The 21,025-nt window shown below is 61.9% G+C and carries 25 protein-coding genes; 6 read left to right on the forward strand and 19 right to left on the reverse strand.

Annotated elements, in window-relative coordinates; translation table 11 throughout:
• Positions 1 to 31 precede the first annotated feature (31 nt).
• Both AOA62_RS14930 and AOA62_RS14935 read left to right on the forward strand, forming a co-directional pair.
• On the forward strand, positions 32 to 856 hold the full coding sequence (locus AOA62_RS14930) for an ion transporter (protein WP_017136235.1): 825 nt from the start codon (positions 32 to 34) through the stop codon (positions 854 to 856).
• 96 nt (positions 857 to 952) lie between these two features.
• On the forward strand, positions 953 to 1,957 hold the full coding sequence (locus tag AOA62_RS14935) for a sulfate ABC transporter substrate-binding protein (RefSeq protein WP_099549035.1): 1,005 nt from the start codon (positions 953 to 955) through the stop codon (positions 1,955 to 1,957).
• Between the two features lie 144 nt (positions 1,958 to 2,101).
• Here AOA62_RS14935 and AOA62_RS14940 read toward each other — a convergent pair whose 3' ends face one another.
• On the reverse strand, positions 2,102 to 2,716 hold the full coding sequence (locus AOA62_RS14940; RefSeq protein ID WP_017136233.1) for a DUF5666 domain-containing protein: 615 nt from the start codon (positions 2,714 to 2,716) through the stop codon (positions 2,102 to 2,104).
• A 178-nt stretch (positions 2,717 to 2,894) separates the two neighbouring features.
• Here AOA62_RS14940 and AOA62_RS14945 point away from each other — a divergent pair, with 178 nt between their 5' ends.
• Positions 2,895 to 4,091, forward strand: a complete 1,197-nt coding sequence (locus AOA62_RS14945) for an MFS transporter (protein ID WP_099549036.1) — start codon at positions 2,895 to 2,897, stop codon at positions 4,089 to 4,091.
• On the opposite strand, the gene AOA62_RS14950 is transcribed toward AOA62_RS14945, so the two are convergent.
• From AOA62_RS14950 to AOA62_RS14960, 3 genes are all read right to left on the reverse strand, one after another.
• A complete protein-coding gene (locus tag AOA62_RS14950) occupies positions 4,088 to 4,492 on the reverse strand; it encodes a type II toxin-antitoxin system HicB family antitoxin (RefSeq protein ID WP_099489991.1) in 405 nt (134 codons plus the stop codon). The two genes, AOA62_RS14945 and AOA62_RS14950, sit on opposite strands and share 4 nt — an antisense overlap.
• 11 nt (positions 4,493 to 4,503) lie before the next feature.
• Positions 4,504 to 4,689, reverse strand: coding sequence for a type II toxin-antitoxin system HicA family toxin (locus AOA62_RS14955; RefSeq protein WP_099549037.1), 186 nt, complete (start codon positions 4,687 to 4,689; stop codon positions 4,504 to 4,506).
• Positions 4,690 to 4,804: 115 nt separating this feature from the next.
• Entirely contained in the window at positions 4,805 to 5,926 is a 1,122-nt protein-coding gene (locus AOA62_RS14960; protein WP_099549038.1) for a cytochrome P450, read from the reverse strand.
• Positions 5,927 to 6,000: 74 nt separating this feature from the next.
• Here AOA62_RS14960 and AOA62_RS14965 point away from each other — a divergent pair, with 74 nt between their 5' ends.
• Positions 6,001 to 6,732 (forward strand): helix-turn-helix transcriptional regulator, encoded by a 732-nt coding sequence (locus AOA62_RS14965; RefSeq protein ID WP_099549039.1) that lies wholly within the window; start codon positions 6,001 to 6,003, stop codon positions 6,730 to 6,732.
• 117 nt (positions 6,733 to 6,849) lie between these two features.
• Here AOA62_RS14965 and phnP read toward each other — a convergent pair whose 3' ends face one another.
• The 13 genes from phnP to phnC all read right to left on the reverse strand — a co-directional run bounded on the left by phnP (position 6,850) and on the right by phnC (position 17,269).
• Positions 6,850 to 7,599, reverse strand: coding sequence for a phosphonate metabolism protein PhnP (phnP, locus tag AOA62_RS14970; protein WP_099549040.1), 750 nt, complete (start codon positions 7,597 to 7,599; stop codon positions 6,850 to 6,852).
• The gene (gene phnN / locus AOA62_RS14975; RefSeq protein WP_099549041.1) at positions 7,590 to 8,162 is read right to left on the reverse strand and encodes a phosphonate metabolism protein/1,5-bisphosphokinase (PRPP-forming) PhnN; all 573 of its coding nucleotides are present in this window, start codon (positions 8,160 to 8,162) and stop codon (positions 7,590 to 7,592) included. Before phnN ends, phnP begins: the two co-directional genes overlap by 10 nt.
• Positions 8,162 to 9,307, reverse strand: coding sequence for an alpha-D-ribose 1-methylphosphonate 5-triphosphate diphosphatase (locus tag AOA62_RS14980; protein WP_017136216.1), 1,146 nt, complete (start codon positions 9,305 to 9,307; stop codon positions 8,162 to 8,164). The genes phnN and AOA62_RS14980 overlap by 1 nt, the downstream gene beginning before the upstream one ends.
• Positions 9,297 to 10,016, reverse strand: coding sequence for a phosphonate C-P lyase system protein PhnL (gene phnL / locus AOA62_RS14985; protein ID WP_099549042.1), 720 nt, complete (start codon positions 10,014 to 10,016; stop codon positions 9,297 to 9,299). The genes AOA62_RS14980 and phnL overlap by 11 nt, the downstream gene beginning before the upstream one ends.
• Positions 10,016 to 10,789 (reverse strand): phosphonate C-P lyase system protein PhnK, encoded by a 774-nt coding sequence (gene phnK, locus AOA62_RS14990; RefSeq protein WP_256592331.1) that lies wholly within the window; start codon positions 10,787 to 10,789, stop codon positions 10,016 to 10,018. The genes phnL and phnK overlap by 1 nt, the downstream gene beginning before the upstream one ends.
• The gene (locus AOA62_RS14995) at positions 10,786 to 11,652 is read right to left on the reverse strand and encodes an alpha-D-ribose 1-methylphosphonate 5-phosphate C-P-lyase PhnJ (RefSeq protein ID WP_099549044.1); all 867 of its coding nucleotides are present in this window, start codon (positions 11,650 to 11,652) and stop codon (positions 10,786 to 10,788) included. The genes phnK and AOA62_RS14995 overlap by 4 nt, the downstream gene beginning before the upstream one ends.
• A complete protein-coding gene (locus tag AOA62_RS15000) occupies positions 11,645 to 12,721 on the reverse strand; it encodes a carbon-phosphorus lyase complex subunit PhnI (RefSeq protein WP_099549045.1) in 1,077 nt (358 codons plus the stop codon). Before AOA62_RS15000 ends, AOA62_RS14995 begins: the two co-directional genes overlap by 8 nt.
• Positions 12,721 to 13,311: a phosphonate C-P lyase system protein PhnH gene (gene phnH, locus AOA62_RS15005; protein ID WP_099549046.1), complete on the reverse strand. Its 591-nt coding sequence runs from the start codon at positions 13,309 to 13,311 to the stop codon at positions 12,721 to 12,723. The genes AOA62_RS15000 and phnH overlap by 1 nt, the downstream gene beginning before the upstream one ends.
• A complete protein-coding gene (phnG, locus tag AOA62_RS15010) occupies positions 13,311 to 13,748 on the reverse strand; it encodes a phosphonate C-P lyase system protein PhnG (RefSeq protein ID WP_099549108.1) in 438 nt (145 codons plus the stop codon). The genes phnH and phnG overlap by 1 nt, the downstream gene beginning before the upstream one ends.
• A 3-nt stretch (positions 13,749 to 13,751) precedes the next feature.
• On the reverse strand, positions 13,752 to 14,456 hold the full coding sequence (phnF, locus tag AOA62_RS15015; RefSeq protein ID WP_169985717.1) for a phosphonate metabolism transcriptional regulator PhnF: 705 nt from the start codon (positions 14,454 to 14,456) through the stop codon (positions 13,752 to 13,754).
• A gap of 36 nt (positions 14,457 to 14,492) precedes the next feature.
• On the reverse strand, positions 14,493 to 15,275 hold the full coding sequence (gene phnE, locus AOA62_RS15020; RefSeq protein WP_017136208.1) for a phosphonate ABC transporter, permease protein PhnE: 783 nt from the start codon (positions 15,273 to 15,275) through the stop codon (positions 14,493 to 14,495).
• Between the two features lie 126 nt (positions 15,276 to 15,401).
• Positions 15,402 to 16,403 carry a phosphonate ABC transporter substrate-binding protein gene (gene phnD, locus AOA62_RS15025; RefSeq protein WP_099549047.1) on the reverse strand — a complete coding sequence of 334 codons (1,002 nt, stop codon included), beginning with the start codon at positions 16,401 to 16,403 and terminating at the stop codon, positions 15,402 to 15,404.
• A gap of 32 nt (positions 16,404 to 16,435) precedes the next feature.
• Positions 16,436 to 17,269 carry a phosphonate ABC transporter ATP-binding protein gene (phnC, locus tag AOA62_RS15030; RefSeq protein WP_099549048.1) on the reverse strand — a complete coding sequence of 278 codons (834 nt, stop codon included), beginning with the start codon at positions 17,267 to 17,269 and terminating at the stop codon, positions 16,436 to 16,438.
• Between the two features lie 663 nt (positions 17,270 to 17,932).
• On the opposite strand from phnC, the gene AOA62_RS32480 reads away from it, so the two are divergent.
• Positions 17,933 to 18,094 (forward strand): hypothetical protein, encoded by a 162-nt coding sequence (locus AOA62_RS32480; RefSeq protein WP_256592332.1) that lies wholly within the window; start codon positions 17,933 to 17,935, stop codon positions 18,092 to 18,094.
• Positions 18,095 to 18,260: 166 nt separating this feature from the next.
• On the opposite strand, the gene AOA62_RS15045 is transcribed toward AOA62_RS32480, so the two are convergent.
• Positions 18,261 to 19,163, reverse strand: coding sequence for a LysR family transcriptional regulator (locus AOA62_RS15045; protein ID WP_099549049.1), 903 nt, complete (start codon positions 19,161 to 19,163; stop codon positions 18,261 to 18,263).
• Between the two features lie 110 nt (positions 19,164 to 19,273).
• Between AOA62_RS15045 and AOA62_RS15050 the strand changes: the two genes are divergently transcribed.
• Complete coding sequence (locus AOA62_RS15050) at positions 19,274 to 20,458, forward strand: MFS transporter (protein ID WP_099549050.1); 1,185 nt, start codon at positions 19,274 to 19,276, stop codon at positions 20,456 to 20,458.
• Positions 20,459 to 20,631: 173 nt separating this feature from the next.
• On the opposite strand, the gene AOA62_RS15055 is transcribed toward AOA62_RS15050, so the two are convergent.
• Positions 20,632 to 21,024, reverse strand: a complete 393-nt coding sequence (locus AOA62_RS15055) for a hypothetical protein (RefSeq protein WP_099549051.1) — start codon at positions 21,022 to 21,024, stop codon at positions 20,632 to 20,634.
• Between the last annotated feature and the right edge of the window lies 1 nt (position 21,025).

The following is a 21,025-nucleotide window of genomic DNA, read 5'->3' on the forward strand; positions in this document are numbered from 1 at the left end:
GCTTGCTCGATATTCGATTCAGGCGGGTTTTATGAACAGCAACAGCGACTGGCGCCAGCGCCTCTATGTCATGGTATTCCAGAGCGACACCGCAGCCGGGCGGCGCTTTGACGGCATCCTGCTACTGATCATTCTTGCCAGCATTGTGATCGTGATGCTCGACAGCATCGACGAAATCCACCAGAACTACGCCGATGTGCTGGCCTATATCGAATGGGGCTTCACGCTGATCTTCGCCATCGAGTACGGCTTGCGGCTGTACTGCTCGCCCAAACCCTTGCGCTACGCCTTCAGCTTTTATGGCTTGGTGGACTTGCTGGCCATCGTGCCCGGCATCCTCGCGCTGTATTACAGCGATGCGCAATACCTGCTGATTATCCGCATCATTCGGATGCTGCGGATTTTCCGCGTGCTCAAGCTCAGCCCGTACCTCAAGCAAGCCAACTACCTGATGGCGGCGCTGCGCGGCAGCAAGCAGAAGATCGTGGTGTTCCTGGTCAGCGTGTGCACCCTGGTGACGGTATTCGGCACCCTGATGTATGTGATTGAAGGCCCGGAGCACGGGTTTACCAGCATTCCCAAGGGCATTTACTGGGCGATCGTGACCCTCACCACCGTAGGCTTTGGCGATATCGTGCCGAAGACGCCGCTGGGCCAGGTGATTTCGTCGCTGGTGATGATCACCGGTTACTCGATCATCGCCGTGCCCACCGGAATTTTTACCGCTGAACTGGCCAGCGCCATGCGCGGTGAGCAGCTGGAACACGATTGCCCGGTGTGCAAGAAAAACAGCCACGAACCCAACGCAGCGTTTTGCTCGCGCTGCGGCAGCAACCTGTTTCATAAAGTGGAATAAGCACAGTACGTTTTAATCTTTAAACGCCTATGCAGGCCCGGCTATAGTCGCTGGCAAATTGCCCCCACTCTTCTCTCGAACAACAAGGAATGAGCAGTGAAAAAAATCCTCAGCGCCTCTCTTCTGGCCGCGGGCCTGGCCCTGGCCGGTGCCGTGCAAGCCGCACCGGTCACACTGCTTAACGTCTCCTATGACGTGATGCGCGACTTCTACAAGGACTACAACGCCGCCTTCCAGAAGCACTGGGAAGCCGAGCATCCGAACGACAAGCTGACGTTGCAGATGTCCTTCGGCGGTTCCAGCAAACAAGCGCGCTCGGTGATCGACGGCCTGCCGGCCGATGTGATCACCATGAACATGGCCACCGACATCAATGCCCTGGCGGACAACGGCAAACTGGTGCCGGACAACTGGGTGACCCGCCTGCCGAACAACAGCGCGCCGTTCACCTCCGCCACCGTGTTTATCGTGCGCAAGGGCAACCCCAAAGCCCTGAAAGACTGGCCCGATCTGCTCAAAGATGGCGTGCAAGTAATCGTGCCCAACCCGAAGACCTCGGGTAATGGCCGCTACACCTACCTGTCGGCCTGGGGTTATGTGCTGAAAAATGGTGGTGATGAAGACAAGGCGAAGAAGTTCGTCGGTGAATTGTTCAAACATGCACCGGTGCTGGACACTGGCGGCCGTGCCGCTACCACCACCTTCATGACCAACCAGATCGGCGATGTGCTGGTGACCTTTGAGAACGAAGCCGAAATGATCGCCCGTGAATTCGGCCGTGATCAGTTCGAAGTGATCTACCCAAGCGTCTCCGCCGAAGCCGAGCCGCCGGTGTCGGTGGTCGACAAAGTGGTCGACAAGAAAGGCACCCGTGTAGCTGCCGAGGATTACCTGAAGTACCTGTGGTCGCCGGAAGGCCAGGAAATTGCCGCCAACAACTACCTGCGCCCACGTGACCCGAAAGTGCTGGCCAAGTACACCGACCGCTTCCCGAAAGTCGACTTCTTGTCGGTGGAGAAGACCTTTGGTGACTGGCGTACCGTGCAGAAAACTCACTTCAATGATGGCGGGATTTTTGACCAGATCTATTCGGGACAATAACTGAAGGTACGCGGTAAAAAATGTGGGAGCTGGCTTGCCTGCGATAGCATCCCCTCGGTGTGTCAGTTACACCGAGGGGATGCTATCGCAGGCAAGCCAGCTCCCACACAAGCCAGCTCCCACATTTGTTTTGTGTTGGGTCCGTTACATCGGCGGTGTCACGCCATCCTTGCCGGCCGAGATCGCCTGGGCCGTAATGGTCCCATCCGCGCCCTGCGCCGCAAACAACACCACCTTCACGCCCGCCTTGAGCAAGCTGCGATCGCCCGGCTCCAGGTTCACGATTGGCACATCATCCGGCACCACAATCTTCTGCTCGCCGCCTTTGTACTTCACGGTCAGGGTGCGCCCGTTGCTGACCACCAGGTCGCCAACCGTGCCGTTGGTCATGCTGCTGCCTTCTTTCAAATCAAACGCGCGGTGCCCGTCACCCGTGCCGGCCATGGCCGGTGGGAATACGTGGACTTCCAGCGCAGTCAGGGTGCCATCGGCGTTCGGCATGGCAGCCGAGCCAATGTAGCTGCCGGGCTTGATCTCATCGATCTTGGCCAGGGTAACGGCGCGTACCTGGGTGGCCGGCGTCAGATGCACCACAACCTCTTCGCCACTGTTGACCTTGACGTGCATCGCGTCACCGTCCATCGCAGTAATGGCGCCGCGTACGCCGACCCGTGGGGCCTCGGCGGCGTTGGCCAGCCCGATGGCCATGGCCGCAGCCAGGGTGGAGGCCAGGAGCATCTTGTTCAGCGTGATTTTCATCGCAGTGGATTTCCTGTTTCGACAGTTATGCCTGAATGTATCATTGGCGCTCGCCCCAAAAGTTAACGATTCAGTCATTAATTTGCGGCATGAGTGATATCAATGCGCGCGCTCTACACCGGCGCAGACGTTGTCTTTACTCTCGCCCGCTACCTTCCTTCGCTTGAATGAGAACACCATGACCGCTACCTCACACGCTTCAAGCACCATGACCCGAGGCATGGTGATGCTGTTTGCGTTCTGTTGCGGCGCCATTGTTGCCAACATCTACTACGCCCAGCCGATCATCGAGTTGATCGCGCCGGACATCGGCCTGCCCCCGCCACTGGCGAGCCTGATCGTCTCACTCACGCAAATCGGCTATGCCCTGGGCCTGTTCTTTCTGGTGCCGCTGGGCGACCTGCTGGAAAACCGCAAGCTGATGATCATCACCAACCTGGTGGCCATCGCCAGCCTACTGGGTGCGGCGTTTGCCGAGCAGCCGAATGTGTTCCTGCTTGTGTCGTTGCTGATCGGCTTCAGTTCCGTCTCGGTGCAGATTCTTATCCCGCTGGCCGCGCACCTGGCGCCCGCCGAGTCCCGAGGCCGTGTAGTCGGCAGCATCATGGGCGGCCTGTTGCTGGGCATCCTGCTGGCGCGGCCGGTGTCCAGCCTGGTGGCTGACCACTTTGGCTGGCGTGCGATGTTCATGGCGGCGGCCGCGGTGATGGTGTTTATCAGTGCCGTGCTGATGCTGACTATCCCCAAGCGCCAACCCGACCACAGCGCCAGTTACGGCCAACTGCTGGGCTCGCTGAGCACCTTGCTGCGCAAGCAACCGCTACTGCGTCAGCGCGCCTTCTACCAAGGCTGCATGTTCGCCACTTTCAGCCTGTTCTGGACCGCTGCACCGTTGGAGCTGGCGCGTAACCACGGCCTGAGCCAAAGCGAAATCGCCCTGTTTGCCCTGGTCGGCGCCCTGGGCGCCATCGCCGCGCCTATCGCCGGGCGCCTGGCCGATGCCGGGCACACGCACCGCGCTTCACTGCTGGCTATGCTGTTTGCCGCGTTGAGTTTTCTGCCAGCCTTTGTGCACCCGTTGTACAGCGTGATCGGCCTGGCGGTGACCGGCGTGGTCCTGGACTTCTGCGTGCAGATGAACATGGTCCTCGGCCAACGGACCATCTACGCCCTCGACGCCAACAGCCGCAGCCGCCTGAACGCGCTGTACATGACCAGCATCTTCATCGGCGGCGCCTTCGGCTCGGCGATTGCCAGCAGCGTGTATGAACACGGCGGCTGGCTGGGCGTGATGCTGGTGGGCAGTGCGTTCCCGCTGGTGGCGTTGTTGCGGTTCCTGGGTGCTTCGCGCCAGGCCGAGGTGGCTACCGCTTAAGAACGCACCAACTTCTCCAACGCCGCATCCGCCAGAAACGACGAGCGGCTTTTGACCTTGTGCTCGCGCACATAGCGGTCGATGCGCTGAATGACATAACCGGGCAAGGTCACATTGACCTTTTCGGTCTTGCCCAGATAGGGCGAGATATCCAACTCCAGCATCCCCCAGCCCATGCCTGCGTAATCTTCGTGGGCATGGTGGTTGGCCACGGACGTCGGCATCGGAATCACCCCGCCTTCGGCCGCGATCTCTTGCAGCAGGATGTGGGCGATCTCTACCGCTGCGTTATACGCCTCTTCAAAACTGTCCCCGGCAGTGACCGCGCCTGGAATATCGGGGATCTGGATACCGGTGGCGGTGAAGTCATCGCCCCATTCGATACACATTGGGTATTGCATGCATGCTCTCCTTAAAACTGAAACAGCCCGGCGCGCTTTCTGATGCTGCGGACCGTGCCCATAGGCAGGTCCTTTTTGGGATGAGGCACCGGGATCGTGTACGGGTTATAGCGGTGGGTAAAAACATGATGACTGCCCGTGACCCGATCCAGCACCCAACCCGCCTCTAGCTCCTTGATCAATAACCTGCTTTGCACCCCAGCCTCCTTGGCTTGGCCCGAACAAAAGCAACCCTAGAGTTATCTTTACTCAAGCACAGTTTTTGTCAGTCGGACTGCCGGGTGTTTTGCTGAATATTGAAATGCAGAAGGGTTACTGGCTTAGCGCCGCAGCGCTGAACCTGGGGATACGGCCGTTAAGCGAGGGCCAGTAGCTGAACCGGCCAGCGTCCGCCAGCAAGGCAGGCTGATGACGCAACAAACCCAACAGCGCTTGCGCGGCGATCGTCAACGCCATCTGTTGGCCTGGGCACTGATGGCGCCCGATACCAAAGCTGAACAGACGCCGTTGCGTGCGCTCCAATTGGAAGCTATCAGGATTGGGGTTGGCCTCAGCGTCCCGATTGGCCGACGCCAGCAGAACTAAAACACTCTCTCCCGCCGCCAACACCCGGTTGCCGATGGTGCAGCGCGCCGCCACGAATCGCCGTGTGTTTTGCACCGGTGAATCGTAACGCGCCACCTCCTCCACCAGCGCCGTGGCGAGGGCTGGCGTGCGCATAATCTGCGCAACCCGCTCAGGGTGCCGCGCGAGCATCACCAGTGAGTTGCCGATCAACCCGGCGCTGGCTTCGCAGGTCTGCGACAACAGGCCGATCAAATTGGCCGTCAATACCTGCGCACTTTCCCAGTTGCCACTGCGGATATGAGCCATCAGCGCTGTTTCTTCCAACACCGCACAAAACATCTGCTGCAGCTGCGACGCGCCGGCCTGCGCATTGCACAACTGCGCTTCACTGCTCAGCGGTGAAAGGCCGGCGACAAACGCCCGCGTTAGCCCGGCGACACATGCCAGCTGTGGCGCCGGGCATCCCAGCAGCGACGCGACCACCGAGACGGGCAAGGTAAACATCAGTGCATCCAGGGTCTGCACGCTGCCGATCAACCGAGCGACCCGTTCAGCAATGGCCGACGCCTCCACTGCCGCCAACGCGGGTTCAATCGCCGCCCGCGGGCATCGATGCGCCGGGCCTTCGTTCATGCGCATCAACCGCGCAAAAACCTGTCCTGCCGCGCCCTGTGCAAGCGCCTTGGGCACCGGCTCATGCAACGGGCGTACGCGACAATCCGGGTGTGTCAGCACCGCCTCCACCGTCTTGGCGCGGCTGGCAACCCACAGGCCCAGCTCGGCATCGAACAGCAGTTCTTCATGGCGCCGCAGGCTTGCGTAATACGGATAGGGATCAACATGGGTAGCGGCTTGCAGCGGTGTCATCCGGGACGTCCTGTGCTTAAAGAAGCGTTACTATCAGCCCTCCCACGCGGCAATGATTCGTTCAGGAACGAAATATGAACGCCTTTGATGATGACGCGGCACTCTCACAAATCGCCGGTGCGATAGCAGAGCCTGCGCGCACAAAAATGCTCTGCGCGCTGATGGATGGCCATGCGCGCACCAGTACCGAGATGGCCGTGATTGCCGGCGTCAGCACCTCGACGGCCAGCGCCCACTTGGCCAGGCTCAAGGACGATGGCCTGCTCAAGCTGCACACCCAGGGCCGACACCGCTACTACAGCCTCGCCGGCGCACACGTGGCCCAGGCCATCGAAGGGTTGATGGTGATCAGCCGCAACACCGCCCAGGCATTTGTCCCCAGCACGCCCAACCGCCTGCAGCTCGCACGCACCTGCTACGACCACATGGCCGGCACGCTGGCGGTGCACCTGCACGACCATTTCATTGCCTCTGGTTGGCTGGTTGGCGACGGCACCTATGCACTGACGGCCCCCGGCGAAACCGCAATGATCGCGTTGGGGCTGAATATGCCTGCGTTACGCGCGCAACGTCGGCGTTTCGCCTGTGCCTGCCTGGACTGGAGCATGCGCCGCCCGCATTTGGCCGGGGCATTGGGCGCAGGTTTTTTGCAATGCGTGATCCATCGCGGGTGGGTGACTCAGGATCTGGACAGCCGCGCGCTGGGGGTCACGGCCAAGGGGCGCAAGGCGTTTGCAGCGCGCTTTGGAGTCGAGTGGTTGAAGCAAGAGCCAGATCAAGTGCAAAGCAAAAGCCTATCTACCTGATGCAACACAGTCTAAATGTGGGAGCTGGCTTGCCTGCGATGCAGACACCTCTGCACATCAGGCACACCGAGTTGATGCCATCGCAGGCAAGCCAGCTCCCACAGGGTTATGCGGTGTTCAAATAATCCGGCCATCCCAGGCCACCGTCACATGCCGTGGCAACTCGCGTCGGTGTTCCAGCAACCAGGCATCCAAGGTGTGCCCTACATGGGTCAGCACGCCCAATTTCGCACCCGTCTCCTCAATGCCCTGCAACGCCAACGTCAGGTCATTGTGGTTACGCGGCGCTTGCGGCTGCGGCGGCATGGAGCAGTCGAGCACCAACACGTCCAACGGCTGCCGTTGCAACCAGGCCAGCGTGGCCGGCGGCAAACCCACCGTGTCGGTGAGGTAGGCGATGCGCCGTCCCTCGCCTTCCAGCAGATAACCCAAGGTCGGTTTTGAATGTTGCAACGGCAATGCAGTGACGCTCAGCTCACCAAACTGCCGTGTTTCAAACTCGGCAAACGGCTGGCTGAAATCGAGGATGCCCGGATGTTTGTAGAGGTCGGACAAACCCTCCGGGTCGGCGGGGCCGTGTACCGGAATGATCAAGCCCTGGCCCCAGCGCAGGTGCAACAAACCCTGCGCATGATCGGCGTGATAGTGCGTCTGCAAAATCCCGTTGAAGCTGCGTGGCGGGAAGCGTTCACAGAGGTCGGGCAAGCCGCTGTCGATCAACCAGCGCTGCTCGCCGCACTCGATCAACGCGCTGCACGGGCGGCGGCGCAGGCTGGCGTCGCTGCGCGCCAGACCGCACGCCGCGCACTCGCAGCCATACACCGGAACCTGCCGCGCATCACCGGTGCCCAGTAAGGTCAGGCGCATGCCGTGTGCCCGTGATCGAGGCAGCACAGCAAGCGCTCGACGGTGTTTTCCAGCGGGCCGGAATTGTCGAGCACAAACAACCCGGCGCCATTACCCGCGATCAAATCGGCGGTGAACCGCGCATTGCGCGCCAGGCGTTCCTCGATATCGGCCTGGGACTCGCGCCCGCGTGCCATCAGGCGCTGGCGCAATACGGCCTGATCCACCGTCAACAGCAATACCAGCAAGCCCGGATAGCGCTCGCGGGTTTGCGCCAGGTGCGCACGCGAACCATTGACCAGCACATCGTCCCCCGCCGCCAGCCATTCGTCGATGGCCTTGGGAATGCCATACCACAACCCATTGGCCTGCCAACTGAGGGCAAACGCGCCCTCGGCCTGCATCGCGGCGAACTGTTCCGGGCTCACCCCTTGTGCGGCCTCGCCCACCGCTTCCGGCGAGCGGGTGATCACCCGGCGCACAATGCGGCAGCCGCGCTCGGCCAAGCGTGGGCGTGCGGCATCCAGCAGGCTGTCCTTGCCCGAACCGGATGGCCCGATGAGATAGATCAACCTGCCTGCCATCAAAACACCCTCTTCGCTTGTCGCCAGACTTGTTGCACCACAGGAAGCCCCTCGCAGCGGCGGGCTTGCACCAAATCCGCTCGCAGGCCAATGGCAATTTCACCGCGATCATTGAGGCCCGCCGCTTGTGCAGGCGCCAGGCTGATCATCTTGACGGCCCGCGACAGGTCGCCGCCGTCCTGTTGATCGGCCAGCACAAACGCCGCCTGCAACAGGCTGGCCGGGTAGTAATCACTGGAAAGTATATCCAGCAATCCCTCGGCAGCCAGCCCGGCGGCGGCCACATTACCCGAGTGCGACCCGCCGCGCACCACGTTCGGCGCGCCCATCAGCACTTTCATGTTCAGCGCCTGGCAGCCCTTGGCCGCCTCCAGCGTGGTGGGGAATTCAGCAATGGTCATGCCATAGCCCGCCGACTCCTCCACATGCGCCAGCGTCGCGTCGTCATGGCTGGCCACCGACAGGCCGCGCTCCAGGCAATGCGCAACAATGGCCGCGCGATAGCGGTCGCTGTATTGCTTGGAATTGGCCATTTGCAGCACGATAAACGCGTCCATGGTTTCGTCGTTGAGGTGGTACTTGCCCATGTAGTACTCACGGTACTTGGATTCGAGCACGAACTGGCGCTGGCCCGGCGAATGGTCCATCACCGACACCAGGCGCACCAGCGGGTTTTCCACCAGGTCGCGGAACACGCTGAGGGTGTCCGGGTGGCACAGCTCGCAGCGCAGGTGCAGGTGGTGTTCGGCGCGGGTCAAGCCGGCGTCTTCAGCCTGGGCGATCGCGTCGAGCATCGCCGGCAGCTTTTTCATGCGGTTGCCCTTGGGGTTCACATCGCCGATGGACACCGCGTCGAACACTGTAGTGATCCCCGCCGCGATGATTTGCGCATCATGGCTGAGCACCGCCGAGATCGACGGCCAATCCACGCCTGGGCGCGGGGTCATGTGTTTTTCCAGGTTGTCGGTGTGCAGCTCCACCAGGCCCGGCAGCAGGCAATCGCCGCCCAGGTCCTGGGCCTGGGGCAACTGGCTGCGGCCTTCGGCGAGGTCGACAATCTTGCCGTCGCGCAGCACCACCGTGCCCTGGAACATGCGCTCCGCCGTGACGACCTGGGCATGGGTGAGGATCTGTTCAGCGGGCATGGGCGTATTCCTCTTGGGCGACGGGCGATGGGGTCATGTCGAAATGGCGGTCGGCGACCGCTTCACGGGCGGCGCGGTCGTGGAAGATGCCGATCAGCGCCGCGCCGGCGGCCTTGGCTTCGTTCATCAGTTCCAGCACCACCTGGCGGTTGTTGTCGTCCAGGGACGCGGTAGGTTCGTCCAGCAACATCACCGGCCAGGCGACCATGAAGCCCCGGGCGATGTTGACGCGCTGTTGCTCACCACCGGAGAACGTGCCGGGCGCCAGTTGCCACAAGCGCTGCGGGATGTTCAGGCGCGTAAGCAACTGTTCGGCGCGGGCTTGCGCATCGGCCTTGGCCCAGCCACGCGCCAGGGCCGGCTCCATCACCACGTCCAGGCAGGCCACGCGGGGGATGACGCGCAGAAACTGGCTGACGTAACCGAGGGTCTGCTGACGCACCTGAAGAATGTCACGCGGCTCGGCGCCGACCAGCTCCAGCCACTCACCGGCATGCTGCACACGAATACTGCCGCCCGCCGGCAGGTAGTTGCCGTACAGGGTGCGCAGCAAGGTGCTTTTACCCGCGCCGGACTGGCCATGCAGCACCAGGCACTCACCGCCCTGCACACTGAACGCCACACCGCGCAACACGTTAAGCACCACGCCGTGTTGCTGATGCAGGGTGAAGGTTTTAGAGAGGTCACGGACCTCGATCAAGGCATTCATCATGGCTGCAATACCGAAGACACCAGCAGTTGAGAGTAAGGGTGCTGTGGATCGTCGAGGATCTGGTCAGTGAGCCCGGTTTCCACCACATGGGAGCGGCGCATCACCATCAGGCGGTCGGCGAGCAAACGTGCAACGGCCAGGTCGTGGGTGACGATCACCACCGCCAGATCCAGCTCACGTACCAGGCCGCGCAACAGGTCGAGCAGGCGCGCTTGCACCGACACATCCAGGCCGCCGGTGGGTTCGTCCATGAATACCAGGCGCGGGCTGGAGACGAGGTTGCGGGCGATTTGCAGGCGCTGCTGCATGCCGCCCGAGAAGGTGCGCGGCAAATCGTCGATGCGCTGCGGGTCGATTTCCACCTGGCCGAGCCAATCCAGACCGGCGCCGCGCAGTTGCGCATAGTTGCGCAGGCCTTGGGCCATCAGGCGTTCGCCGATGTTGGCGCCGGCCGACACGCCCATGCGCAGGCCGTCCCGTGGGTTCTGCTCGACAAAGCCCCACTCGGTGCGCAGCAAGGTGCGGCGCTCGGCTTCGCTGGAGCTGTACAAATCCAGCCATTCGCCGTCCTTGCTGCGATAGCCGATGCTGCCCGCTTGCGGCGGTAAACGGCCGCTCAGCAGCGAGAGCAAGGTGGATTTACCTGAGCCGGATTCGCCGACAATCCCCAACACTTCACCCGGGTAAAGATCAAAGCTGACGCCCTGGCAGCCCTTCTCCGGGCCGTAAAGCAACGACAGGTCACGTACTTGAAGCAAAGGCTGGCTCACTGGTTGTTCTCCTTGACCCGTTGGGCGCAATACCAGGTGTCGGAACACACAAAACTCTGGGTTCCCGCGTCGTCGAGAATCAGCTCGTCGAGGAAGGAATCGTGGCTGCCGCAGATGGCGCAGTTGTGTTCCCACTGCTGCACTTCGAACGGATGGTCTTCGAAGTCCAGGCTGGTGACCTGGGTGTACGGCGGCACCGCGTACAGGCGCTTTTCGCGACCGGCGCCGAACAGCATCAGCGCCGGGCTCATGTCGAGTTTGGGGTTGTCGAATTTGGGGATCGGCGACGGGTCCATCACGTAGCGCTCATCGACCATCACCGGGTAGGCGTAGCTGGTGGCGATGTGGCCGAAGGTGGCGATGTCTTCGTAGAGTTTGACGTGCATCACCCCGTAGTCATTGAGGGCGTGCATGGTGCGGGTCTCGGTTTCCGAGGGTTCGATAAAGCGCAGCGGCTCGGGGATCGGCACCTGGTAAACCATGATCTGACCGGCCTGCAGCGCCGTTTCCGGGATGCGGTGGCGGGTCTGGATCACGCTGGCGTCGGGCGTCGCTTCGGTGGTGGCAACCCCCGCCGTGCGGGCGAAAAAGCGCCGGATCGACACGGCATTGGTGGTGTCGTCGGCGCCCTGGTCGATCACCTTGAGCACGTCATCATCACCGAGGATCGCGGCGGTCAATTGCATGCCGCCGGTGCCCCAGCCGTAAGGCAATGGCATTTCGCGGCCGCCAAACGGCACTTGGTAACCGGGAATCGCCACGGCCTTGAGCAAGGCGCGGCGGATCATGCGTTTGGTCTGTTCGTCGAGGTAGGCGAAGTTGTACGCCGGGTCGCGCACAGCCGGTAGGGTCAAGTCATTCATGGCGGTTGCCCTCGGCCGGTTGGCGCAGTTTGCGGATCAGTTCCAGCTCGGACTGGAAGTCCACGTAGTGAGGCAATTTGAGGTGCGAAACAAACCCCGCCGCCTCGACGTTGTCGCAATGGGCCAGCACAAACTCTTCGCGTTGGGCCGGTGAGACGACTTCTTCGTTGTATTCCCCGGCGCGCAGCGAGCGGTCGACCAGCGCCATGCCCATGGCCTTGCGCTCGGCATGCCCGAACGCCAGGCCGTAACCACGGGTGAACTGCGCCAGCTCAGTGGCCGAGCCGACGAATTGGTTGACCATCTCGCACTCGGTGACTTCGATGCTGCCCAGGCAGATGGGAAAGCCCAACTCTTCGGGGTCGATCCACACTTCGACGTCGCCGATGCGAATCTCACCGGCAAACGGGTGGTTGCGGCCGTAACCGCGTTGGGTCGAGTAGCCCAGCGCCAGCAGAAAACCTTCGTCGCCACGGGCCAGGGCTTGCAGGCGCTCGGCACGGCTGGCCGGGTATTCCAACGGGTCGCGGGTGATGTCGGCAACGCTGGCGTTGTCGTCGGCTTCGTTTTTGATCAAGCCTTCTTTGGCGAGCAAACCGAGCACCCGTGGGCAGGCGTCAATCTGCGCGTCCGCCGTGGTCTGTGGGCCTGGGTATTGACCTTCGGCCAGCAGCGAAAAATCCAGCAGACGGTGGGTGTAGTCGAAGGTCGGGCCGAGCAGTTGACCACCGGGCACGTCCTTGAAGGTGGCCGACAAACGTCGGCTCAAGCACATCTGCGACGTATCAATCGGCAGGCTCGGGCTGAAGCGCGGCAGCGTGGTGCGGTAGGCGCGCAGCAGGAAGATCGCCTCGACCAAATCCCCTGCTGACTGCTTGATCGCCAGCGCAGCCAGCTCTTCGTCGAACAACGAGCCTTCGGTCATCACCCGCGCCACCGCCAGCGGCAATTGCTCGCGGATTTGCCTCACGCTGAGTTCAGGAATGGCGGTATCGCCCCGACGTTTTTTTGCCAGCAGGCGGTGGGCATTGTCGATGGCCTGTTCGCCACCTTTGACGGCTACGTACATCAGGCGTGCTCCTGTGCAATACGGCTGCTGCGCGGCAGGCCGATCAGGTGGTGGCCGGCGGTGAACACCAGGTCCAGACCACGCGGGAAGGCTTCGCGGCGTTGGCGCTCTTGCCAGAAGGCTTGCGGCACCGGCAGGTTGACCAGGCGCTGGGTTTTGATCCCTGGGCCGCGCCAGTACAGGCCGCGACCGGACTCCAGGTCGGTAAGCTGAACCAGCAAGGTGCAGGACTGATCCGGGTAACGGTCGTTGCCGTGGTCGAAGCCGCCGAGGTCGAGCAGGTCTTGCTCGCCGAGCAGCGCGAACACCGCGTCTTCGCGTTTATCGGTGAGCGGGCAACCGCAGTGGAAGGCCAGGTTGGCGCGGATCAGCGGCGTGTTGAAGCTCGGCGCCAGCCACAGCGGCGTGTCCATATCCAGCAGGGCCAGGCACAGCGCGTAGGTGGCGGGCGCCAGGCCGTCGAGGCGTGGCGCGGACGGCAGATGCTGGATCAAACCGGGTTCGGCCAGCGCCTTGAGGGCAGCACGAAAACCGCGTTGGGCATCCAGCACCGGCTCGACAAACGCCGGTTGCAACAGTTGAGCGTTCATCAGTTTTCTCCTCGTACCAGGGTGAAGAACTCGACCTTGGTGGCAGCGGTGTCGGCTTCTTTTTGCGCACGGCGCTGGGCCTGGGCAGTGGCCAGGGAGGTGATCAAGTCGCTGAGCCACAGGCTCGGTTGCGTGCCTTGCAGATGCGCATCGGCCAACGCGGCCAGCTCGGCATGCAGCTTGTCGCGCCCGGCCAGGTAGCTGTAGCCGGTGCGGCCGTCGGCCAGGCGCACCACGCAGCGGGTCACGCTCATTTCGCCGACGTTGAAGGCCGCGCCGTCACCGCCCATGCGCCCGCGTACCAGGGTCATGCCGATTTCCGGGGCGCGGATCAGTTGGTATTCGGCATCCTTCAAGGCGGACTCAAAGGGTTGCAATTCATTGAGCTGGGCGCGGGCTAATACGCCGATCCAATGTTGTCGCGGGGACACACTCATCATTCAAGTCACCACTTGGTACTGGAAGCGATCCGAACGGCTGGTGGACTGCGCCAGCTCCACCGGGCGGCCATCGCGATCGCAGGAAAGGGTAAACACCGTGAGGGCCGGCAAGTGCCGAGGCATCATCAGCAGCGCGGCTTCATCACGGTTGGGCAAACGCGCACCGATCAGGCTTTGGGTGCGGGTCAGCGGCAGCGCTCGTTCACGCAGGTACTGGCGCAGAGAGCCGCCGTTGTAATCGGCCAGCAATGGCGCACGGCTGGCGCAGTAGCGATGACGGATCAGGCTGACGGGCTGGTGATCAAGCTTGCGCAGGGTTTGCAGCTCGATCATCGGGGCCATCTCGGCGATGCCCAAATGCTCGGCTTCGTCGCGGCTGGCGTAGCAATAGCGGCGCTTGAGCAACACCGCCTGCACGCCGACGCCCTGGGCCGACAGCGATTGGCTGTAGGAGGTCTCGGCGCCCATCGAGTAAATCAGCGGGCGGTCGAGCACTTGAGTGCCCTTGCCCTGACGGCGCAACAGGCTGCCTTCAAACACCAACTCGTCGATGGCGCGGCGCAAGGTGTGGCGGTTGACGCCAAAGCGCTCGGCCATGTGCACCTCGCCGGGCAGGAAGTCACCGGCCTGGTAGCTGCTCAATTCACGGCGCAGGATATCCGCGAGTTCGCGGTACACCGGCTCATCTTGTCTAGACAACTGCATGCTTAAAAAAAGCGCCGCGCGGGCACCCCTCCGGCGTCAGATGAACTGCTTGCGCAGGCGTTGGGACAGCACGTCGATACAGCTCACCACCACGATGATCACCAGCAGCACCGCGCAGGTTTGTACGAACTGGAAAGCGCGAATGTTTTCCCAGAGGATCACGCCGATCCCGCCGGCGCCGACCATGCCCACCACGGTGGCTGAGCGCACATTGGCTTCGAAGCGATACAACGCGTAGCTCACCCACAGCGGCATCACTTGCGGGATCACGCCGTAGATCACTTCCTGCAGGGCACTTGCACCGGTGGCGCGCACGCCTTCTACCGGGCCTGGGTCGATGGCTTCGACGGCTTCGGCAAACAACTTGGCGAGCACGCCGGTGGTGCTGATCCACAAGGCCAATACACCGGCAAACGGACCGAGGCCGACGGCGACCACGAACAACATGGCGAAGACCATTTCATTGATGGAGCGGAAGGCATCCATCACGCGGCGCAGCGGTTGGTGGACCCACCACGGGGTGATGTTGTCGGCGCACAAGATGCCCAGCGGCACCGAGCAGACGATGGCCAGCACCGTGCCCCACAGGGCGATTTGTACGGTGACGATCATCTCCTTGAGGTAGGAGCGCCATTCGTGGAAGTCGGGCGGGAAGAAGTCGGCGGCGAAGGTCGCCATATTTCCGGAATCGCGGTACAGCGCCAGCGGGTTCATCTCGGCGCCGTGCCAGGCCCAGGCCAGCAGGACCAGGAACAGGCCCCAGCCGAGGTATTGCGGCCAGGTTCTTTTACCCACCGCTTCAGCATGTAAAGTCGTCATGGTTGTCCTCGATCAAAATGTGGGAGCTGGCTTGTCGGATCGCCGCACCGCTGCGATAGCGGTCTGTCAGTTACAAATTTGTTGGCTGATACACCGCAATCGCGGGCAAGCCCGCTCCCACAGGGGTTAGCCGTTTGCTGCGGTCTTCTTGTCCAGCTCGGAGATGCGCTGTTGCAGCTTGGCCAGGTCAGCATCGATGTCGGCGAGCTTCTTGGCCTTGTCGGCTGCCTCAAGCTTGTTGTCGGCACTGATGGTGGTGCGCTGCTTGAACAGCTCCAGCTGGCGGATCGGCAAGAGCTGGTCGTCGTTGGAGGCGAGGAACTTGCCCAACTGCATGTTCTTCAACACCGCCTTCTCTTCATCGGTGTCGCCGTAGTGGGCGAAGAAATCACGGATCTTGGTTTTCTCGCTGTCCGTCAGCGCCTTGCTCCACACCATCGGGTCGGCCGGAATCAGCGGCGATTTCCAGATCACCTTGAGCATTGCGGCTTTGTCCGGCTGGGTGACTTCCAGGCGGTCCCAGCTTTCGGTGTTGAAGGTGGCCACGTCCAACTGCCCCTTGGCCACGCTGAGTGCGTTGACTTCATGGCTGGAGTTGAGCGTGCGTTTGAACGCGGTGGCGGCATCCACATGGTTCTTGGCGAACACGTAGTAGCCCGGCACCAGGTAGCCCGAGGTGGAGTTCGGGTCACCGTTGCCGAAGGTCAGGTTCTTGGCGTTCTTGAGCATGTCGTCGACGTTGTTGATCGGGCTGTCCTTGCGCACGATCAGCACGCTCCAGTAACCGGCGGCGCCGTTGGCGGCGGCGGTCTGGGCGAAGATCTCGCCGTTGGAACGGTCCACGGCTTCCATCGCCGCCTTGTTGCCCAGCCAGGCCACGTCGACCTTGTTAAAGCGCATGCCCTGGATCAAACCGGCGTAGTCGGAGGCGAAGGTGGCGTTGATGGTCAGGCCTGTTTTCTTGTGCATGTCATCCAAAAACGGCTGCCAGATGCTCTTGAGGTTCTGCGAAGACTCGGTGGACATGATGCCGAAGTTGATGGCTTTGTCGGCGGCCTGGGCAGTGCCCATGGCGGCGCCGGCCAGCAACACCGCAGACAGAAACACTTGGCCGATACGGTTCAACATGGACGGGATTCCTGTGGGTCGTGAGTAGGGTTTCAAGCGCGCGCCATGGCCAGCCGAGGCGCGGCGACGGCTGTGCGGGTGTGGTCGGAAAACATCAGGCTGGTGTCGACGTCGGCACCGTACAAATCGTTGAGGAACTGGCTGCTCATGGCGCTGCCCTGCCCGTCGAAATGAATGCGGCCGCCTTTAAGGGCCACGGCACGCGGGCAATAACGCATGGCGTAATCGACTTGATGCAGGGTCACCACCACGGTCTTGCCGTCGCGGCAGTTGATGTCGGCGAGGATCTCCATGACCTTGCGCGCCGACTCCGGGTCCAGCGAGGCAATAGGCTCATCGGCGAGGATCACTTCGGCGCGCTGGGTCAATGCACGGGCAATCGCCACGCGCTGCTGCTGGCCGCCGGACAAGGTCGAAGCACGCTGCCCGGCCAGGTCAGCCAAGCCCACGCGGGCGAGGGATTCGAGGGCAAACGCCTTTTCCTCGGCATTGAACAAACCGAGGTTGCCGCGCCAGCGCGGCATACGGCCCAGGCAGCCGAGCAATACGTTGTCGAGCACGCTCAGGCGGTTGACCAGGTTGAACTGCTGGAAGATGTAGCCGATGTCTGCGCGCAACCGCCGCACCTTGCCATTCAAGCGCCCACTGGCCTGCACCTCCCGGCCCAACACCTTGACGCTGCCACCGTTGCTCTTGTCGCAACAGGCCAGGCCCGCCAAATGGCGCAACAACGTGGACTTGCCGGAACCGGAAGCGCCAATCAGCGCGACCATCTCACCTGCGGCAATGGTGAGTTCGAGGTCGACCAATGCGGACTTCTTCGCAAAGGTCTTGTTCAAGTGATCGACATGGATAGCGTGAGTCATGGGCTTCTCTGTCTGGTTTGAACAGCCACACAAGGGCTGCGGTTGAGTTCAAACGACAGTAGGCGCGGGAGGTGTCAGTGCTATTACTTGCACATGACTGCCGGGCGGCGGTTTGATGAAGGTTTTGTGAAAGGTTGGATGCGACCCTGAGAGGTCTTGTTGTGGCGAGCAGGCTTGCCCTGCGTTGGGCTGCGCAGCAGCCCCAATAAGACCACCGCGCTTATTCAGGCAGAACGCGTCCTCAGGTTTTAGGGCCGCTTCGCAGCCCAACGCAGGGCAAGCCTGTTCGCCACAGGGGATTGGCTTGCCTTAAGGTATTCAGTGTTGACCGATCGTTCCCACGCTCTGCGTGGGAATGCCGCCTGGGACGCTCTGCGTCCCGAAGCAGGCGAAGGTTTGCGCAACGGTGACGCAGAGCGTCACGGGATGCATTCCCACGCAGAGCGTGGGAACGATCGGTAGCCTGCGTATGGCTCTCTCTTCTTAGCAGCCCTCTTGTTAGGACATGCCCTACACAGATTTCGGGTTGCGTCCGAACATAGCTCACCGCTAACCTTCTCGAGTCGTTGCAAAATCAACGACCGGGTGTGGAAGCCCGAATGATCCAGGCGCCTTAGCGCCCACAGAAGTGAGCGCTTTTTTCATAACTCACGGAGTATCCGTATGAAAAAAGTAACGCCTAACCCAATATCGTCTACCCCGGATGAAACCTCACAAACCACAAAGAACATCATCTTCACCGTCCGCCCCGGCCTCAGCACCGAAGTTGCCTTGAGCAATGCCAGCGAAATGCTGGAATCGGCGACGGTGTGTGTGTGCCTATGACTGTGCCGAGCATTTGGACGGTTCAAGCCGCAAACAGGTGCTGGCGGTGGTGCAGATGGTTGAGATTGCGCAGTTGTTGGTGGATCAAGCGCTGAATCGGGAGTGTCCCGTGGCCTGATGGCTGAGGCGATCCGACAAGCCAGCTCCCACATTGCGTCCGCGTACATCAGGGGATATTTGCGTCACGCACGCGCAGTCGCGGGGTGACGAAATCCAGGAAGGCGCGCACTTTCAACGGCAATGGCGCCTGCCCTTTATGCACAAGGCTGATGGGCAATGCCGCTGATTCATAGGGCTGCAACACCACCTGCAAATCACCCTTTTGCACTGCGTCCGCCACTTGATACGACAGCACTCGAATCACGCCAACACCCAGTGTTGCCGCCGTGATCGCCGCTTCCGCCGTGTTTACCGACAGCCGCGAATGCACGGGCACGGTCTGTTGCGCTTTACCCGCCCCAAACACCCAGGCGCCCACCGAGGACAGCACTTCAAAGGTGATGCAACTGTGGTCCGCCAGCGCCTGCGGCGTGGTCGGTTCGCCATGGGTTTGCAGATAGTGGGGACTGGCACACACCACCCGCCGCACCGTGCCGACTTGCAGCGCCTTGAGCGAACTGTCCGGCAAGTCACCAATACGCACGGCCACATCGCACTGTTCTTCCATCAGGTGTACTACGCGGTCGGTGAGCACCAGGTTGACGCTGATCTCGGGGTATTGCGCCAGAAACTCCGCCACCACCGGCACGATATGCAGGCGCCCGAACACAATGGGCGCGGTCACCGTGAGCTCGCCTTTGGGCACGGCATATTCGCCGGTGGCGGCCCGTTCGGCTTCGCCGATCTCTTCGAGAATCCGCCGGCACGCCGCCAGATAGGAAGCGCCCACGTCCGTCAGCGACAACTGCCGCGTGGTGCGGTGCAGCAGCCGGGATTTCAGGTGAGCTTCCAGTTCCGCGACTTTACGGCTGACGGTGGCCAGCGGTATGCCCAACTGGCGCGCAGCCGCCGACAGGCTGCCCGCCTCCACCACCGCAACAAACACCGACATCGATTCAAGACGGTTCATAACGCCCTATCAAATTCTGGAAGGATGATTACCGATCCTAGGGGATTATCGATATAAACGCGACTGCGTAAGGTTGGCGACTCATCCCCCAGCGACATGAGGCAAACGCCATGACATCCGAGAATGCACCGCCGCGAGGCAAGATCATCATGATGGCGGTGATCGCCGGCGCGGTGGTCACCAACATTTACTGCACCCAGCCGGTGCTGCCGTTGATCGCCTCGAACATGGGCGTCGCAGTGTCGACGGTCAACCTGGTGGCAGGCGCGGCCTTGCTGGGGTTTGCCACCGGGTTGGCGTTTTTATTGCCCATGGGCGACCGCTTTGACCGGCGCAAGCTGGTACTCGGGCAGATTGCGCTGGCGTTCTGCTTTGCCTTGGCGGCGGCTTTTGCGCCGAGTATCTGGGCGTTGATCGGCGCCTCGTTCGGGCTGGGCGTGGTGTGTTGCGTTCCGCAGCAACTGGTGCCCTTTGCGGCAGTGATGTCGCAGCCCCACGAACGCGGGCGCAATGTGGGCACGGTGGTCAGCGGGATCATGTTGGGGATTTTGCTCGGCCGCACCATCAGTGGTGTGGTCGGTGAGGCGCATGGCTGGCGGGCGGTGTACGCCATGGAGGCGGCGTTCATGATCCCGGTGTGGTTTATCGCGGCCAGGCTACTGCCGCCGGGCGTGCCGAGTACGAACCTGTCCTACCCTCGGCTGCTGGCATCGCTGTGGCCGTTGATGCGCGATAACAGCCCGATTCGGCAATCAATGATGGTGCAGGCGTTGTTGTGGGCATGCTTCAACGCGTTTTGGGTGAATTTGGCCGGGTTGCTCGCCAATGGACCGTGGCAGTTGGGCAGTGCCTGGGCCGGTGGTTTCGGGATTATCGGCGCGGTGGGTGCGTTCGCGGCGTCGTATGGCGGCCGGGCGGCGGACAAACTGGGTTGTCGCAAGGTGATCGGGGCCAGCGTGGGGATTGTGACCTTGGCGTTTTTGCTGCTGGCGGGGGCGCAGACCTCGCTGATCTTGCTGGTGCTGGGCGTAGTTGTGCTGGATATCGGTGTGCAGGCCGGGTTGGTGGCCAATCAGACGCGGGCGTTTGCGGTGGACCCCAAGGCGCAGGGGCGGATTAACAGTTTGTATATGACCGCGACGTTTGTGGGTGGAGCGGTTGGGGCGACGGTGAGTGGGTGGTTGATGGCGCAGTTTGGTTGGGTGGGAATTGTGGAATTTGGGGTGGTGTTGGGGGTGGTGGCTGGGGTGATTCACTGGCTCGGAGCGCCGCGCCGCATTCAAGAACTGGCGTAAATCTCAGATCAAATGGAGATCAAAACTGTGGGAGCTGGCTTGCCTGCGATAGCGGTGAGTCAGTTGGCAGATGGGTAGCTGATACACCGCTATCGCAGGCAAGCCAGCTCCCACAGGGGATTGCATTTCAAGTTGAGTAATAAAAAAGGCGACCTTTCAAAGGTCGCCTTTTGTTATTGCGCGTATTGCTTGCTCAACCCCGGCGGCACGCCATGCACATCGGTGTCTTCCCACGGCCCGTTCGGGCTGATGGAGCGGCTCCAGCCGTTGCTCCAGCGGTAGTAGGTGCGTTGGCGGTAGAAGGTGTCGGGCTGTTCGTCGAGCACGTACACCTGCATCTTGCCGTCCCAGTGGCTGGCGGCGCCCGGTGGAGGGGCGAAGGTCGGCGACTTGCTTGGCACAGGTTTCGGCGGCGGTGTTACCGGGCCGGAAGGCTTGGTGCCCGGTTGGGTCGACGGGCCAGACGGTGGGATGGTCGGGCCGGTGGGTGCGGGAGGCCGATGGACCGCACAAGCGCTCAGCCCCAATACCAGGCTGAGCAAGGTGATACGTGCAAATGCGGTCATA

Source organism: Pseudomonas sp. 2995-3, from assembly GCF_002742565.1.
GTDB lineage: Bacteria > Pseudomonadota > Gammaproteobacteria > Pseudomonadales > Pseudomonadaceae > Aquipseudomonas > Aquipseudomonas edaphica.

Bases quoted from the DNA above. Each gene is read 5' to 3' on its own strand.
- AOA62_RS14930 (WP_017136235.1), top strand. From the start codon at position 32: ATGAACAGCAACAGCGACTGGCGCCAGCGCCTCTATGTCATGGTATTC.
- AOA62_RS14940 (WP_017136233.1), bottom strand. From the start codon at position 2,716: ATGAAAATCACGCTGAACAAGATGCTCCTGGCCTCCACCCTGGCTGCG.
- AOA62_RS14945 (WP_099549036.1), top strand. From the start codon at position 2,895: ATGACCGCTACCTCACACGCTTCAAGCACCATGACCCGAGGCATGGTG.
- AOA62_RS14950 (WP_099489991.1), bottom strand. From the start codon at position 4,492: ATGCAATACCCAATGTGTATCGAATGGGGCGATGACTTCACCGCCACC.
- AOA62_RS14960 (WP_099549038.1), bottom strand. From the start codon at position 5,926: ATGACACCGCTGCAAGCCGCTACCCATGTTGATCCCTATCCGTATTAC.
- AOA62_RS14965 (WP_099549039.1), top strand. From the start codon at position 6,001: ATGAACGCCTTTGATGATGACGCGGCACTCTCACAAATCGCCGGTGCG.
- phnP (WP_099549040.1), bottom strand. From the start codon at position 7,599: ATGCGCCTGACCTTACTGGGCACCGGTGATGCGCGGCAGGTTCCGGTG.
- phnN (WP_099549041.1), bottom strand. From the start codon at position 8,162: ATGGCAGGCAGGTTGATCTATCTCATCGGGCCATCCGGTTCGGGCAAG.
- AOA62_RS14980 (WP_017136216.1), bottom strand. From the start codon at position 9,307: ATGCCCGCTGAACAGATCCTCACCCATGCCCAGGTCGTCACGGCGGAG.
- phnL (WP_099549042.1), bottom strand. From the start codon at position 10,016: ATGAATGCCTTGATCGAGGTCCGTGACCTCTCTAAAACCTTCACCCTG.
- AOA62_RS14995 (WP_099549044.1), bottom strand. From the start codon at position 11,652: ATGAATGACTTGACCCTACCGGCTGTGCGCGACCCGGCGTACAACTTC.
- AOA62_RS15000 (WP_099549045.1), bottom strand. From the start codon at position 12,721: ATGTACGTAGCCGTCAAAGGTGGCGAACAGGCCATCGACAATGCCCAC.
- phnH (WP_099549046.1), bottom strand. From the start codon at position 13,311: ATGAACGCTCAACTGTTGCAACCGGCGTTTGTCGAGCCGGTGCTGGAT.
- phnG (WP_099549108.1), bottom strand. From the start codon at position 13,748: ATGAGTGTGTCCCCGCGACAACATTGGATCGGCGTATTAGCCCGCGCC.
- phnF (WP_169985717.1), bottom strand. From the start codon at position 14,456: ATGCAGTTGTCTAGACAAGATGAGCCGGTGTACCGCGAACTCGCGGAT.
- phnE (WP_017136208.1), bottom strand. From the start codon at position 15,275: ATGACGACTTTACATGCTGAAGCGGTGGGTAAAAGAACCTGGCCGCAA.
- phnD (WP_099549047.1), bottom strand. From the start codon at position 16,403: ATGTTGAACCGTATCGGCCAAGTGTTTCTGTCTGCGGTGTTGCTGGCC.
- phnC (WP_099549048.1), bottom strand. From the start codon at position 17,269: ATGACTCACGCTATCCATGTCGATCACTTGAACAAGACCTTTGCGAAG.
- AOA62_RS32480 (WP_256592332.1), top strand. From the start codon at position 17,933: ATGAAAAAAGTAACGCCTAACCCAATATCGTCTACCCCGGATGAAACC.
- AOA62_RS15045 (WP_099549049.1), bottom strand. From the start codon at position 19,163: ATGAACCGTCTTGAATCGATGTCGGTGTTTGTTGCGGTGGTGGAGGCG.
- AOA62_RS15050 (WP_099549050.1), top strand. From the start codon at position 19,274: ATGACATCCGAGAATGCACCGCCGCGAGGCAAGATCATCATGATGGCG.
- AOA62_RS15055 (WP_099549051.1), bottom strand. From the start codon at position 21,024: ATGACCGCATTTGCACGTATCACCTTGCTCAGCCTGGTATTGGGGCTG.